Here is a 14,169-nt window from a genome sequence, read left to right on the forward strand (position 1 = left end):
TTAGAACTCCAAATTGATTCCTGGTAAGTCTAATGCAATTTCAGTTACTTCGTAAGTCAAACGGTTAAGCATGTTCAAACATGGACGAGCCAAAGTTTCAACTTCCTCTTGATTAAACTCACTTGGTTCATTGACAATACGACCTTCTACATGGTTAACTTGGGAAATCGTTCCACTGATAACAAATTTGTCAAAGACAATCATAAAACTTAAGACAACCACTAAAGATGTCACTTGATTTTCTTGGTCATGTTGGAGTAATTGGAAGTTCACATCCACCTTAGTTTCAGGAGCTCCATTTTCATTTTCCCATTCAAAATTACGCGCATCAAAATGATACTGACTAACAAATTCTTGTTCACGTTTAAGATTCATGTCTTTCTCCCTTGGCTACAATATTATAAGCTATTGTACCATAATTTTTTATTTTCATCTAGTTTTCTAGGATTTAGTCAATCCCGATTTCAGCTCGAACTACGTCTGCGATAGTATCAACATAGTAGTCCACTTCTTCTGTTGTAGGCGCTTCTGCCATGACACGCAAAAGGGGCTCTGTTCCACTTGGGCGAACAAGGATACGGCCATTGCCTGCCATTTCTTCTTCCATCTTCTCGATGATAGCCTTGATAGCTGGAACTTCCATAGCCTTTTCCTTCATGGCATTTTCCACTCGGATATTGACTAATTTTTGTGGATAGATAGTTACTTCTGCAGCCAACTCTGACAAGCTCTTACCAGTTTCCTTCATGATTTTTGTCAATTGGACAGCTGATAATTGACCATCACCAGTTGTATTGTAGTCCATCAAGATGACGTGACCAGACTGTTCACCACCGAGGTTGTAGCCTGATTTTTTCATTTCTTCCACAACATAGCGGTCGCCAACTGCAGTGACTGCCTTGTTAATGCCTTCACGGTCCAAGGCCTTGTGGAAACCAAGGTTGGACATAACAGTTGTCACGATTGTATTTTGGGCCAATTGTCCTTTTTCAGAAAGGTATTTCCCGATGATGTACATAATCTTGTCACCATCAACGATGTCGCCATTTTCATCAACAGCAATCAAACGGTCACTGTCTCCGTCAAAGGCCAAACCAATAGCTGAGCCGCTTTCTTTGACCACATCTTGAAGAGCTTCTGGGTGAGTTGAACCAACATTAAGGTTGATGTTAAGACCATCTGGTGTTTCCCCGATAACAGTTAATTGAGCGCCAAGGTCTGCAAAGATTTGACGGGCACTTGTAGACGCCGCACCGTTTGCTGTGTCCAAGGCAACCTTCATTCCCTCAAGAGGAGTTCCAGTTGAAACAAGATAGCCTTCATACTTACGCAAGCCTTCTGGATAATCTACCAAGGTTCCCAAGCCTTCTGCACTTGGACGAGGAAGAGTATCTTCCGCAGCGTCTAGCAAGGCTTCAATTTCTGCTTCTTTTTCATCGTCCAGTTTGAAGCCATCACCGCCAAAGAACTTAATTCCGTTATCAAGGACTGGATTGTGGCTGGCAGAAATCATGACACCAGCACTTGCTCCTTCAGTTTTTACCAAGTAAGCTACTGCTGGTGTTGCCAAAACACCTAGTTTGTATACGTGAATACCAACTGAAAGCAGACCTGCAACCAAGGCCGATTCTAGCATTTCTCCTGAAATACGTGTGTCACGTCCTACAAAGACTTTCGGTGCTTCCGTTTCATGTTGGCTAAGAACATAACCTCCAAAACGTCCCAACTTAAAGGCCAATTCTGGCGTTAGTTCTACGTTAGCTTCTCCACGGACTCCATCAGTCCCAAAATATTTACCCATTTTTATAAAATCCTTTTCCTATTTTTAATTTGTTTTTGAACTAGTTGCTTTCGTTGACGAAGATGTCTCCGACGAACTGCTTGTAGTTGAATTTGATGTGCTTGAACTTGGTGCTACTGGTTTTGTAGTCACCTTCATTGTCGTGTCGAACGGAGTAATAACTGCCGGTAAGACAACACCATTGCGATCGATTGCCTGCAAAGGTACTGAACCACTGTAATTACCTGTTATGCGTTCGCTGGTTGGTAAAAGCGCAATAACTTTGTCAATCTTAGCTAATGTTTCCTGGTCAGTTGTGACCGAAACTCGTTCGTTTGACACGGTTATACTATCAATTTGTAACTTGGGATCAATCTGGCTTTGGTCAACTTGTGGCACAACAAGCATCCCATCTCGCTTAACCTTCTTCCCAACTTTCACTGTAATCTTTTGAGGCGTTGCCACAGCGGTCAATCCACTTGGAAGATTTTCAATATTCAAGGGAACTTCAATCGTTCCAACACTGGCATCCGTCAAATCAGCAGTTACCTTAAACTTACGAGTGCTCTCCTGCATTTCGCTGGCCAAGGTCACACGATTGGCTCCGGTTAATACCACTGAAACTTCTGATGCAAATCCGCTAATGAAATACTGGTCATCATCATAGTGAATAACGATAGGAACGTTCGTTATCGTATTGGTGTAAGTTTCTGATTTAACCTGCCTTGCGGTATTACTATTTTGAAAGTTGGTTGACGTTGCATAGATGAATAAGATACAAGCAAAAAAGAGAGATGAAATGATGTATAGACTATTTTTTCTCATATTTCCAACCTCCTAACAAACGGTCCTTGAAACTGACTTTTTCCTCAACGACTGGCAAAAGAATTGCTCGTAGCTCTGCTTCAAATTCTTCAATCGTCAAGTCGTGCTTGAAAACACCGTTATAGGTAATAGAAATGCCACCTGTTTCCTCTGAGACGATGAAGGTCAAGGCATCGGATACTTCTGACAAACCGATAGCCGCCCGGTGTCTGGTCCCAAATTCCTTTGAAATCCCTGTGCTTTCTGTTAAGGGTAGATAGGCAGAGGTGACTGCAATCCGATTTTCTCTGATAATCACAGCACCATCGTGTAGGGGAGTGTTGGGGATAAAGATATTAATAAGGAGTTCAGCTGAAATATTGGCATCCAAAGGAATCCCTGTCGCAATGTATTCTTGCAAGGTCCGAACTCGTTGGATGGCAACCAGAGCACCAATCTTACGAGGACTCATATATTCAACCGACTTGACAAAGGCACGAATCATTTGCTCCTCTGCACTAATTTGAGCAGTAGAAAAGAAATCTGTCGCCCTTCCCAAACGTTCCAAACCAGTCCGAATCTCTGGAGAGAAGATCACAACTGCAGCAATGACACCATAGGTGATAATCTGATTAATCAACCAAGAAATCGTTGTTAAACCAAGGATATTGGCCACAACCTGGGCTAATACAAAGATCACAACTCCCCGCACCAAAATCATAATCTTGGTACCAGCTATCGCTTTTGTAAAACGATATAAAATATAGGCCACAATCAAAATATCAAACACATTGATGGCAATACTCCAAGGACTAGAAAACAAGCTAGTCCAATATTGCAGGTTGGATAATTGTTGAAAGTTCATCTGCTGTCTCCTCTCTGTCCAAACACGTTCCTTTCTATTATACCATTTTTCTGACATTTTTTTCCCTATCCTACTTCATTTTAAATTAAAGAAAAAATATGATAAAATAAACTGATACTCAATGAAAATCAAAGAGCAAACTAGGAAGCTAGCCGCAGGTTGCTCAAAACACTGTTTTGAGGTTGTGGATAGAACTGACGAAGTCAGTAACCATGGCTACGGTAAAGCGCCGCTGACGTGGTTTGAATTTGATTTTCGAAGAGTATGACTAGAAAAAACAAAGGAGAAACCATGTCTCAACTCTATGATATTACCATTGTAGGTGGTGGTCCTGTCGGGCTTTTTGCAGCCTTCTATGCCCACCTACGCCAAGCCAAGGTCCAAATCATCGACTCTCTTCCCCAACTAGGTGGACAACCTGCTATTCTCTACCCTGAAAAGGAAATTTTAGACGTCCCGGGTTTCCCAAACCTGACTGGAGAAGAGTTGACTAACCGTCTAATCGAGCAATTAAATGGCTTTGATACCCCTATTCATCTCAACGAAACGGTTCTTGAGATTGAAAAACAAGAAGAAGGATTTGTCATCACAACTTCTAAAGGAAGTCATCTGTCTAAAACTGTTATCATTGCTATGGGGGGTGGTGCCTTCAAACCACGTCCGCTGGAACTAGAAGGCGTTGAGGGCTATGAAAATATCCACTACCACGTTTCTAACATTCAGCAATATGCTGGTAAGAAAGTGACGATTCTGGGTGGTGGGGACTCAGCTGTTGATTGGGCTTTAGCTTTTGAAAAAATTGCGCCAACTACCCTTGTCCACCGTAGAGATAATTTCCGCGCCTTGGAACACAGTGTCCAAGCTTTGCAGGAATCTTCTGTGATCATCAAGACACCATTCGTCCCTAGCCAACTCCTTGGAGATGGAAAAACACTCGATAAACTTGAAATCACAAAAGTCAAATCTGATGAAACAGAAACTATTGACCTAGACCACCTCTTTGTCAACTATGGTTTCAAATCTTCTGTTGGTAACCTTAAAAACTGGGGTCTGGACCTCAACCGTCACAAGATTATCGTCAATAGCAAGCAAGAATCTAGCCAAGCAGGTATCTATGCTATCGGTGACTGTTGCTACTATGACGGAAAAATTGATCTGATTGCGACAGGGCTTGGAGAAGCACCAACCGCTGTTAACAATGCCATTAACTACATCGACCCAGAACAAAAAGTACAACCAAAACACTCTACTAGTTTATAGAAAAAGAACCACGAGTCACATACGATTCGTGGTTTTATAATTCATCAGCTATCTTATTGATTTTTCTGAGTCTGTGGTTGACACCACTTTTTGTAAGGGGAGTGCTGAGACTATCTGCTAACTGCTGGATAGAGTAGTCTGGGTGCTGAATCCGCAGTTGCGCCACTTCCTGCAAATCCACTGGCAGATTTTCTAAGCCCATGATATCTTTGATTTTACTGATATTGTTGATAGTCTTCATGCTGGCAGAGACTGTCCGAGCGATATTAGCTGTCTCGGCATTATTGGCCCGATTGAGGTCGTTACGGGTTTCTCGTAAAATCTTAACCCGCTCAAAATCATCACGCGCCTGCATGGCTCCGATGACAATCAAGAAGTCCATAATATCTTCAGCTCGCTGGAGGTAGGTCACTGCCCCCTTCTTACGCTCAAGCACCTTGGCATCCAGTAAAAATTGCTGGAGAAGTGAGGCAAGCCCTTGCGCGTGGTCCAGATAAACAGAACTGATTTCCAACTGGTACTTACCTGACTCAGGGTCACGAATGCTTCCATTTGCCAAGAAAGCACCACAGAGATAGGCACGACCTGCTTCCTCATCCGATAAAATCGCCTCGTCAATACCTGTTTCCAGACCAAAGAAGGAGTCTGCCAAGTGCAAATCACTCAATAAGTCCTGCACCTTTTCATCTGTAAAAACGGTATAGACCCGATTCTTACGAAGATTGCTCCGTTGGTGGTGTCGGATTTCCGATTTGATTTCGTAGAAATGGAGAAAGGACTCATAGAGGTGCCGAGCCAGTTTGGCATTTTCTGTCACGACAGACAAGGTCAAGCCCGAAGTCGAAAGACCGATGCTACCAGACATCTTGATAATGGCAGATAATTCATGCCGGCTCAGATGGTGCTGACCTAGAATTTCTTCTTTTACTGCTACTGTGAAACTCATTTTCTCACCTTTATAATGCGCATCAACTCATCCACGATCAAATCTCCATCGTGGAAGGCACCCCCATTTTCCAGACGAAGGAAGTTGGATGAAATCACACGCGGAACTTGCTTACAAAGACCAGCAAAATCATGTTCCACCTGCACCAAGTATTCATCAAAACGGTTGGAATTCATGTATTCCTGAGGCACTTTTTCGATATTCACCAAGACAGTGTCGATAAAAGGTCTGCCAAGATGACGATGCAAGACTTCCACATGGTCGCTATCTGTAAAGTGTTCCGTCTCCCCACGTTGAGTCATGATATTGCAGACATAGGCGATTTCTGCCTTGGTTTCCAAAAGCGCCTGCCCGATTTCCTTAATCACGATATTGGGCAAAATAGAGGTAAAGAGAGAACCAGGACCTAGGACAATCATGTCACTTTCAAGAATGGTCTGCACTACTCGACGGCTAGCCAGAGGCGTATCATCGTTGAGGGTATTGGTCACATAAACATGATCAATCATGCCTGGATGGTCTGCAATATGACTCTCTCCAGCCACCTCTGTCCCGTCCTGGAAGACTGCATGAAGGGTCAAGGGATGGTCACTGGAAGGATAAATCTTCCCAGTTGTGTGGAAAAATTTGCTTAGCAACTGCATGGCATTATAGGTCGAACCCTGCATTTCTGACAGGCCAGCGATAATGAGATTTCCCAATGGATGGCCAGCAAAGGCTCCCGCATCCTCAGAAAAGCGATACTGAAAGACTTTCTCATAGAACTTAGGCATATCCGACATGGCCACAAGGACATTACGAAGATCACCTGGCGGTGTCAACTGCTGCATATTTTTTCGGAGTTCACCTGATGAACCACCATCATCTGCCACCGTTACGATAGCTGCGATTTCCACATCTTTTTCCCGCAGACTTTTTAGAATGACGGGGATCCCAGTCCCTCCACCAATCACCGTTATCTTTGGTTTTCTCATGAACGGTTTACCGTTTCCTTTCTTCGGTCTTTGTCGCGATGCCCTTCATTAACAGGCCAATTCTTGGATAAGTCCTGCGCCAAGCGTTTAGCAAAGGCCACACTACGGTGTTGTCCTCCTGTACAGCCCATGGCAATGGTCAAAACGGACTTCCCTTCCTTTTGGTAACTTGGCAAAATTGGCTCAATCAAGGCCAACAAATGTTGATAAAAATCTTCTGACTCAGGATGGTTCATGACATAATCATAAACAGGTTCATCCACACCCGTTTGATTACGCAGTTCTGGTAGGTAGTAGGGATTTGGCAAGAATCGGACGTCAAAGACCAAGTCTGCATCAATCGGAATTCCATATTTAAATCCAAAAGAGATGACTTCGATACGGAAAGACTGGGCTTGTTCCTGATCTGAAAACTGCTCTGCAAGGGTTTTGCGCAGCTCACGTGGAGTAAGTTCTGTCGTATCCACAACATTTTGACTCATATTTTTCAAAGGTGCCAAGAGTTCACGTTCCAACTTGATTCCGTCTAAAATCCGTCCATCTGCAGCTAATGGGTGACTCCGTCTAGTTTCCTTGTAGCGCGCGACCAATTCTTTATCAGCTGCATCCAAAAAGAGAATTTTAAAGTCCAGTTCTTCCTTGTTTTCCAACTCATCCAAAACATCTTGAATCTCTGAGAAGAAAGAACGGCTACGCATATCTACTACCAAGGCCAACTTATGGTCGTCTTCCTTTGTTTCCACCAACTGCAAAAACTTAGGCAAGAGAGCTGGCGGCATATTATCAATAGTAAAATAACCCAAATCTTCGAAGGACTGAATGGCAACTGTTTTCCCTGCACCACTCATTCCTGTCACAATCACCAAGTGAAGTTGTTTCTTTGTCATCTTTTTCTCCTTATATCAAAAGAAGTTTGGCTACACCAAACTTCAACTAGCTTATCCAATCTCTGCGATGACTTCGATTTCGACTTTTACATCACGAGGAAGACGAGCTACCTCTACTGCTGAACGAGCTGGAAATTCTTCTTTAAAGGCCGTTTGGTAAACCTCGTTAAAAGGAACAAAGTCGTTCATATCGCTCAAGAAACAAGTTGTTTTGACAACATGGTCAAAGTCTGTTCCTGCTTCTGCCAAAATAGCACCAATGTTTTTCAAGACTTGTTCTGTCTGTTCTTGGATCGTTTCTCCAACGATTTCCCCAGTTTCAGGAGATAGAGGAACTTGACCACTAGCAAACAAAAGGTTGCCAACGATTTTTCCTTGAACATATGGTCCGATAGCCTTTGGAGCTTTGTCTGTATGAATTGTTTTTGCCATTTCTTTACCTCATAATTTTTCTAAAATTGCATCCCAAGCTTGATCCATCCCTGCCTTGCTGACAGATGAAAAGAGAATAAAGTCGTCACTTGGGTCAAAGTTTAATTTCTTTTTGATTGCTGATTCGTGCTTGTTCCATTTACCACGAGGAATCTTGTCCGCCTTAGTCGCCACAATGATAACCGGAATCTCATAATACTTGAGAAATTCGTACATCTGTACATCATCTGCTGACGGGTCATGACGAAGGTCAACTAAACTAACCACCGCACGGAGATTTTCCCGAGTTGTTAGGTACTCCTCAATCATGCGCCCCCACTTTTCACGTTCCTTTTTAGAAACGCGGGCATAGCCATAACCAGGCACATCCACAAAGCGCATCTTGTCATCAATGTTAAAGAAGTTGAGAAGCTGGGTTTTACCAGGTTTCCCTGATGTTCGGGCTAGATTCTTACGGTTCAGCATAGTGTTGATAAAGCTAGATTTACCAACATTGGAACGCCCTGCTAGGGCAATCTCTGGCAGTTCATCCTGCGGATAGTGGGATTTATTAGCCGCACTGAGCAAGATTTCTGCATTGTGTGTATTAAGTTCCATAGTCACCTCTAGGCTGTTTCTAGGATTGGTTTATCCGTTCCATCGACAGCTTCTTTTGTGATGCGGACCAATTTCACATTTTCCTGACTCGGTACTTCAAACATGACATCTAGCATGGTTTCTTCGATAATCGAGCGAAGACCACGCGCACCGGTTTTGCGTTCGATAGCCTTATTGGCGATTTCTTGAAGGGCTTCGTCGTCAAATTCCAACTCGACATCATCATAAGATAGCAAGGTTTGGTACTGTTTCACCAAGGCATTTCTTGGCTCTTTCAAGATACGAACCAAGTCATCCACTGTCAATTGCTCCAGAGCTGCAAAGACTGGCAAGCGCCCAATCAACTCAGGGATAATACCAAATTTTTGAATATCCTCTGCGATGATTTCTTGCATGTAAGAGCTATTTTCATCAATCGCTTTATTATTTTGACCAAAGCCGATAACCTTTTCACCCAGACGTTGTTTAACGATTTCTTCAATACCATCAAAGGCTCCACCCACGATGAAGAGGATATTTTTAGTATCCACTTGAATCATCTCTTGTTGCGGATGTTTGCGTCCACCTTGAGGCGGCACACTAGCAACAGTTCCCTCGATAATCTTGAGAAGGGCTTGTTGTACCCCTTCACCAGAAACGTCGCGTGTAATCGATACGTTCTCGCTCTTCTTGGCAATCTTGTCAATTTCATCCACGTAGATAATCCCACGTTCTGCACGTTCGATGTTAAAGTCAGCAGCCTGCAAGAGTTTGAGGAGGATATTTTCCACGTCCTCACCCACATAACCAGCCTCAGTAAGAGCTGTGGCATCTGCGATCGCAAAAGGCACATTCAAGCTCTTAGCCAAGGTCTGAGCAAGGAAAGTCTTCCCTGAACCAGTTGGGCCGATCATCAAGATGTTTGACTTCTGCAAATCCACATCTTCCGACTCTTCACGTGTATCGTGGAAATTGATGCGTTTGTAGTGGTTGTAAACTGCCACTGCCAAGGCACGTTTGGCACGATCTTGACCAATTACATAGTGGTTCAATATATGGAGGAGTTCGATTGGTTTTGGTACCTCAGACAAGTCTGCCAAGACTTCCTCAGCCAACTCCTCTCGAATGATTTCCTGGGCCAACTCTACACATTCATTACAGATAAAGGCGTTGTTCCCAGCGATTATTTTTTGTACTTCTTCTTGGCTTTTGCCACAAAATGAGCAATAAACCATCATATCATTATTCCTATTTGTAGGCATGATTTCCTTCCGTTCTATTCTATACTGTCATTCTATCTAAAATAAGGTCATGTAAAAAGCATGGATACTATTGACCAAATTGGTAAAGGCATTTAACCATAGCAGGACAGAAAGTCCATAACGCTTTTTACGAAAAGCCTGTGCCCCAGCAAGCAAACAGACCAAACACAGCATGGCTGTGAAAAAACCAAATATACTACGTTCCATTAGACTTCCTTTCTCTTGCGGTATTGGATGGTAAAATCATAAAGATTTTTCTCATCTTTGGTATAAGATTTGCTTGAAACCGTCTCAAAAAGAGACAAGTCAAACTCTTCAGGAAAAAAGGTATCTCCTTCCACCCGAGCATGAATTTGAGTCACAATGACTTCATCAAGATAGGGTTCAAAAGCCTGAAAAATTTGCTTCCCACCGATAATATAGAGATTCTTGTCTTGAGCCTGATACCAGTCCAAGACAGACTGGACATCATAAAAAGTAGTAACACCATCTATCTTTTCTTCCGGGTTACGTGTCAAAATCAAGGTCTCCCGTTTTGGAAGCAAGCGACGTCCCATTCCATCAAAGGTCACACGCCCCATCAATATAGCATGATTCAAAGTTGTTTCTTTAAAGTGTTGCAATTCTGCTGGCAAATGCCAAGGCAGACGATTGTCCTTACCAATCACACCCTCTTCATCCTGGGCCCAAATAGCTACGATTTTCTTAGTCATGCTTCCATCCTTTTCACTGATAGTACTATTTTATCAAAAAACTAAAAAAAAGACTGGTTTGGAATGCGTTCAGTTCGATAGAAAAGAAGCAGGCTAGCTTTAGCCTGCTTCTCCTGTCCCTAGGACATGCGTTTTTTTGCTTCTGATTCAATTTTTTTAACTACTTCTTGAATACTTAGTCCAGTTGTATCAAGGTAAACTGCATCCTCTGCTTGTTTGAGAGGTGAAGTCTCACGATGGCTATCCTTGTAGTCGCGCGCAGCAATTTCCTCTTTTAGAGTTTCAAGGTCTGTTTCAATTCCCTTGGCAATATTTTCCTTGTAACGACGCCCTGCTCGTTCATCAACAGAAGCTACTAGGAAAATTTTCAGTTCTGCTTGTGGCAATACAACAGTTCCAATGTCGCGACCGTCCATGACAATCCCTCCTTGCTGGGCAATCTCTTGTTGAAGAGAAACTAGTTTCTCGCGTACCTCAGGAATTGCCGCAATAGCAGAAACATGATTGGTCACTTGATTTTCACGAATAGGATGAGTAATATCCACATCTCCTACAAAGACAAGCTGTTCTCCAGTTTCTGAGCGCCCAAAACTAATTGGATGCTGGTTCAATAAGTCTAGAAGTGCTTCAACTTCTTCTACTCCTAACTGGTTCTTGAGAGCCATATAGGTCGCCGCACGATACATAGCACCTGTATCTAGGTAGGTGTAACCAAAATCCTTGGCAATAATCTTGGCGACTGTACTCTTACCACTTGAAGCTGGACCGTCAATAGCAATTTGAATTGTTTTCATATCAACTCCTATTTAATTTTGACAACATCACCTGGATTAGCAAACCAAGACCCTGTAGCCATATGCCCAGGATTCAAGGCCTCTAGTTGAGCAATGGAGATTCCTGCACGAGCGGCAATGGTTGCTTCTCCTTCTCCAGCCTGGACTGTAATTGTCCCTTCACTATCAGTATGTTCTTCAGAATGACTTTCACTAGAGGAGCTCTCTGTAGAAGTTGCTTCTTCAGTCTTACTAGATGAAGATGCAGATTCTTCTGTTACAGAGGTTGAAGCAGGGGCAGATGAATCATAAAAATCTTTCAAGGCTGCTGTACGATTACTCCCTCCACTTGAAAGGTAAATCAATACTATTATCATTACTACAACAATCACGAAAAAGAGACTAGCTAGAATCGTCAAGACACGATTTGCAACAAAACCTGTACCTTTTTGATTACGTTGACGTCGTTCCGTTCTCGTCTGTTCTTCTTGATTCTCATAAATATCTTCTTGCCACGGTTCTTTTGCCATAACTTACTCCTTGTTTTTTTTTACTTTTCTTATTACAATATAAATATGAAAATCACACTTATACCTGAACGTTGCATTGCCTGTGGGCTTTGTCAAACTTATTCTGAATTATTTGATTACCACGATAATGGAATCGTGCGTTTTTACGATGACCCTAACCAACTAGAAAAAGAAATTTCTCCTAGTCAGGACGTCGTAGAAGCTGTTAGAAACTGTCCGACACGTGCCTTGATTAAAGATTAACTCTAATATCGATAAGAACGTTCCACTCCTTCTAGTTTAGCATATTTCCATGCAAAATTATAGTCTTTTCTCTTTATTTTTTTCTGTAAAATCAGGAAGGTCACTTTTTTCTTTGATAAGATAAAGTGGTCTTTTTTTAGTCTCTAGATAAATCTTACTAATATACTTGCCCAGAATCCCAATGGTCAAGAGTTGAATGCCTCCAAGAAAGAGAATGACAGCCATCAGAGAGGTCCAACCTGATGTCGGATTGCCCAAAATGAGGGTCCGCACCACAACCAAAAAGGTCATAAGCAGAGAAATAAAACAAGATAGGAGACCAGCCACAAAAGCGATAATCAAGGGGAAATCTGAAAAATTGACAATCCCTTCAATGGAGTAGAAAAAGAGTTGCCTAAAACTCCAACTGGTCTTGCCAGCCTGCCTTTCGACATTTGGATAGTCCAGATAGTGGGTTTTAAAACCCACCCAGGCAAAGAGCCCCTTTGAAAAACGATTGGACTCGGTCAAAGCTAAAATGGCATCCACTACAGATCTTCTCATTATGCGAAAATCACGGACACCTGACGGCAGGGCTACTGGACTAATTTTTTTCATGAAGCGATAAAAGAGATCAGCGCAGAAACTGCGAAAGAAGGGTTCCCCCTCCCTACTGGTTCTCCGTGTCCCAACACAGTCCAAGTCTGCATTTTGGTCTAGTAATTTTTTCATCTCAAGCAACATACTAGGAGGATCCTGGAGGTCTGCATCCATAACCACCACCAAATCTCCTGTCGCATATTGCAAACCTGCATAGAGTGCTGCTTCTTTGCCAAAATTTCGCGAGAAAGAAATATAATGGACTGCCGGATTTTGCTCCCGATAGGACTTTAAGAGTTTCAAGGTCCCATCACTTGATCCATCATCGACAAAGACATACTCGATTTCTGTTTCCAAATCTGGAAGTAAATCTTCCAAAGCCTGATAAAAAAGAGGAAGTACTTCCTCTTCGTTTAAACAGGGGACAATGATTGACATCACCATCTTAGTCTTCAAATCCATTTGGATGCTTGCTTTGCCAACGCCATGCGTCTTCACACATTTGGGTGATGTCTAGTTCTGCTTCCCAACCAAGTTCTGCTTTGGCTTTTGCAGGATCTGAATAGCAGGCTGCGATATCCCCTGGACGGCGTTCTACGATGCGGTAAGGAATTGGACGTCCCACTGCTTTTTCCATGTTTTGGATAATTTCTAGAACAGAATAGCCTTTACCTGTTCCAAGGTTATAAATGTTTAGGCCTGAACCTTTTTGGATTTTTTGTAGAGCTGCAACGTGACCTTTAGCCAAATCGACAACGTGGATATAGTCGCGAACACCAGTTCCGTCTTCCGTATCGTAATCGTCTCCAAACACTTGCACTTGTTCTAGTTTTCCAACTGCTACTTGAGTCACATATGGCAAGAGGTTGTTTGGAATACCGTTTGGATTTTCTCCTAAATCACCACTCTCATGGGCTCCGATTGGGTTAAAGTAACGAAGCAAGACCACATTCCATTCTGAGTCTGCCTTGTAAATATCCGTCAAAATTTCCTCGAGCATAAGCTTAGTGCGGCCATATGGATTAGTCACTGAAAGTGGGAAATCTTCCAAGATTGGCACTGTATGAGGATCTCCGTAAACTGTCGCAGAAGAACTGAAAATAATGTTTTTACAGTTGTTTTCTTCCATGGCTTTTAGAAGACTGACAGTTCCCGCGATATTGTTGTCATAGTAGGCAAGAGGGATACGTGTTGATTCACCAACAGCCTTCAAACCAGCAAAGTGAATAACCCCTGTTGGTTCTTCTTGCTTGAAAATATCTCTGAGGGTATCAGTGTCACGGATATCTGCCTCATAGAAAGGCACTTCAACTCCTGTGATTCTCTCAACAACTTCTAAACTTTTTCTGTTACTATTAACAAGGTTATCCACCACAACAACTTGATGACCTGCTTGGATTAACTCAATAACAGTGTGGGTTCCGATAAATCCTGCTCCACCCGTTACCAAAATCTTTTCTTGCATCTTCTTTCCTCGATTCTCGGATTATTTTTTCTTATTTTACCATTTTTGATAGGGAATGTCATTTGCCATCCTAGAGGGGT

The 14,169-nt window shown here is 42.6% G+C and carries 18 protein-coding genes; 2 read left to right on the plus strand and 16 right to left on the minus strand.

The features are described 5' to 3' along the window. The 4 genes from N8M95_RS07915 to cdaA all read right to left on the minus strand — a co-directional run bounded on the left by N8M95_RS07915 (position 1) and on the right by cdaA (position 3,449). Complete coding sequence (locus tag N8M95_RS07915) at positions 1-375, minus strand: DUF1149 family protein (RefSeq protein WP_049487011.1); 375 nt, start codon at positions 373-375, stop codon at positions 1-3. 73 nt (positions 376-448) lie between these two features. Continuing rightward, positions 449-1,801, minus strand: a complete 1,353-nt coding sequence (gene glmM, locus N8M95_RS07920; protein WP_261116964.1) for a phosphoglucosamine mutase — start codon at positions 1,799-1,801, stop codon at positions 449-451. 24 nt (positions 1,802-1,825) lie between these two features. Beyond that, positions 1,826-2,605 (minus strand): CdaR family protein, encoded by a 780-nt coding sequence (locus N8M95_RS07925; RefSeq protein WP_042750804.1) that lies wholly within the window; start codon positions 2,603-2,605, stop codon positions 1,826-1,828. Then, a complete protein-coding gene (gene cdaA, locus N8M95_RS07930) occupies positions 2,592-3,449 on the minus strand; it encodes a diadenylate cyclase CdaA (RefSeq protein ID WP_049487014.1) in 858 nt (285 codons plus the stop codon). The genes N8M95_RS07925 and cdaA overlap by 14 nt, the downstream gene beginning before the upstream one ends. Positions 3,450-3,740: 291 nt before the next feature. Between cdaA and N8M95_RS07935 the strand changes: the two genes are divergently transcribed. Further along, positions 3,741-4,709, plus strand: a complete 969-nt coding sequence (locus N8M95_RS07935; protein ID WP_000081015.1) for an NAD(P)/FAD-dependent oxidoreductase — start codon at positions 3,741-3,743, stop codon at positions 4,707-4,709. Positions 4,710-4,743: 34 nt separating this feature from the next. On the opposite strand, the gene whiA is transcribed toward N8M95_RS07935, so the two are convergent. From whiA to N8M95_RS07985, 10 genes are all read right to left on the minus strand, one after another. Next, positions 4,744-5,655 carry a DNA-binding protein WhiA gene (gene whiA / locus N8M95_RS07940; protein ID WP_000011278.1) on the minus strand — a complete coding sequence of 304 codons (912 nt, stop codon included), beginning with the start codon at positions 5,653-5,655 and terminating at the stop codon, positions 4,744-4,746. Beyond that, the gene (locus N8M95_RS07945; protein WP_023943688.1) at positions 5,652-6,629 is read right to left on the minus strand and encodes a YvcK family protein; all 978 of its coding nucleotides are present in this window, start codon (positions 6,627-6,629) and stop codon (positions 5,652-5,654) included. Before N8M95_RS07945 ends, whiA begins: the two co-directional genes overlap by 4 nt. Continuing rightward, positions 6,626-7,516: an RNase adapter RapZ gene (rapZ, locus tag N8M95_RS07950; RefSeq protein ID WP_004257841.1), complete on the minus strand. Its 891-nt coding sequence runs from the start codon at positions 7,514-7,516 to the stop codon at positions 6,626-6,628. Before rapZ ends, N8M95_RS07945 begins: the two co-directional genes overlap by 4 nt. Positions 7,517-7,567: 51 nt before the next feature. After that, on the minus strand, positions 7,568-7,948 hold the full coding sequence (locus N8M95_RS07955) for a RidA family protein (RefSeq protein WP_001140420.1): 381 nt from the start codon (positions 7,946-7,948) through the stop codon (positions 7,568-7,570). Between the two features lie 9 nt (positions 7,949-7,957). Continuing rightward, a complete protein-coding gene (gene yihA, locus N8M95_RS07960) occupies positions 7,958-8,545 on the minus strand; it encodes a ribosome biogenesis GTP-binding protein YihA/YsxC (RefSeq protein WP_020900580.1) in 588 nt (195 codons plus the stop codon). Between the two features lie 8 nt (positions 8,546-8,553). Continuing rightward, a complete protein-coding gene (gene clpX, locus N8M95_RS07965; protein WP_012972566.1) occupies positions 8,554-9,786 on the minus strand; it encodes an ATP-dependent Clp protease ATP-binding subunit ClpX in 1,233 nt (410 codons plus the stop codon). Between the two features lie 36 nt (positions 9,787-9,822). Further along, positions 9,823-9,993: a hypothetical protein gene (locus N8M95_RS07970; RefSeq protein WP_000442260.1), complete on the minus strand. Its 171-nt coding sequence runs from the start codon at positions 9,991-9,993 to the stop codon at positions 9,823-9,825. Continuing rightward, a complete protein-coding gene (locus tag N8M95_RS07975) occupies positions 9,993-10,499 on the minus strand; it encodes a dihydrofolate reductase (protein WP_020901710.1) in 507 nt (168 codons plus the stop codon). The genes N8M95_RS07970 and N8M95_RS07975 overlap by 1 nt, the downstream gene beginning before the upstream one ends. 119 nt (positions 10,500-10,618) lie before the next feature. Further along, complete coding sequence (gene cmk / locus N8M95_RS07980) at positions 10,619-11,293, minus strand: (d)CMP kinase (protein WP_033681521.1); 675 nt, start codon at positions 11,291-11,293, stop codon at positions 10,619-10,621. 8 nt (positions 11,294-11,301) lie between these two features. Further along, positions 11,302-11,802 carry an SAG1386/EF1546 family surface-associated protein gene (locus N8M95_RS07985; protein ID WP_261116966.1) on the minus strand — a complete coding sequence of 167 codons (501 nt, stop codon included), beginning with the start codon at positions 11,800-11,802 and terminating at the stop codon, positions 11,302-11,304. A 45-nt stretch (positions 11,803-11,847) separates the two neighbouring features. On the opposite strand from N8M95_RS07985, the gene N8M95_RS07990 reads away from it, so the two are divergent. Continuing rightward, positions 11,848-12,045 carry a ferredoxin gene (locus N8M95_RS07990; RefSeq protein WP_083281728.1) on the plus strand — a complete coding sequence of 66 codons (198 nt, stop codon included), beginning with the start codon at positions 11,848-11,850 and terminating at the stop codon, positions 12,043-12,045. 57 nt (positions 12,046-12,102) lie between these two features. On the opposite strand, the gene N8M95_RS07995 is transcribed toward N8M95_RS07990, so the two are convergent. Next, positions 12,103-13,068, minus strand: a complete 966-nt coding sequence (locus N8M95_RS07995; protein ID WP_261116967.1) for a glycosyltransferase family 2 protein — start codon at positions 13,066-13,068, stop codon at positions 12,103-12,105. A gap of 1 nt (position 13,069) precedes the next feature. Then, positions 13,070-14,089, minus strand: a complete 1,020-nt coding sequence (galE, locus tag N8M95_RS08000) for a UDP-glucose 4-epimerase GalE (RefSeq protein WP_261116969.1) — start codon at positions 14,087-14,089, stop codon at positions 13,070-13,072. Positions 14,090-14,169 lie beyond the last annotated feature (80 nt).

Source organism: Streptococcus mitis, assembly GCF_946190325.1.
Classification (GTDB): domain Bacteria; phylum Bacillota; class Bacilli; order Lactobacillales; family Streptococcaceae; genus Streptococcus; species Streptococcus mitis_CF.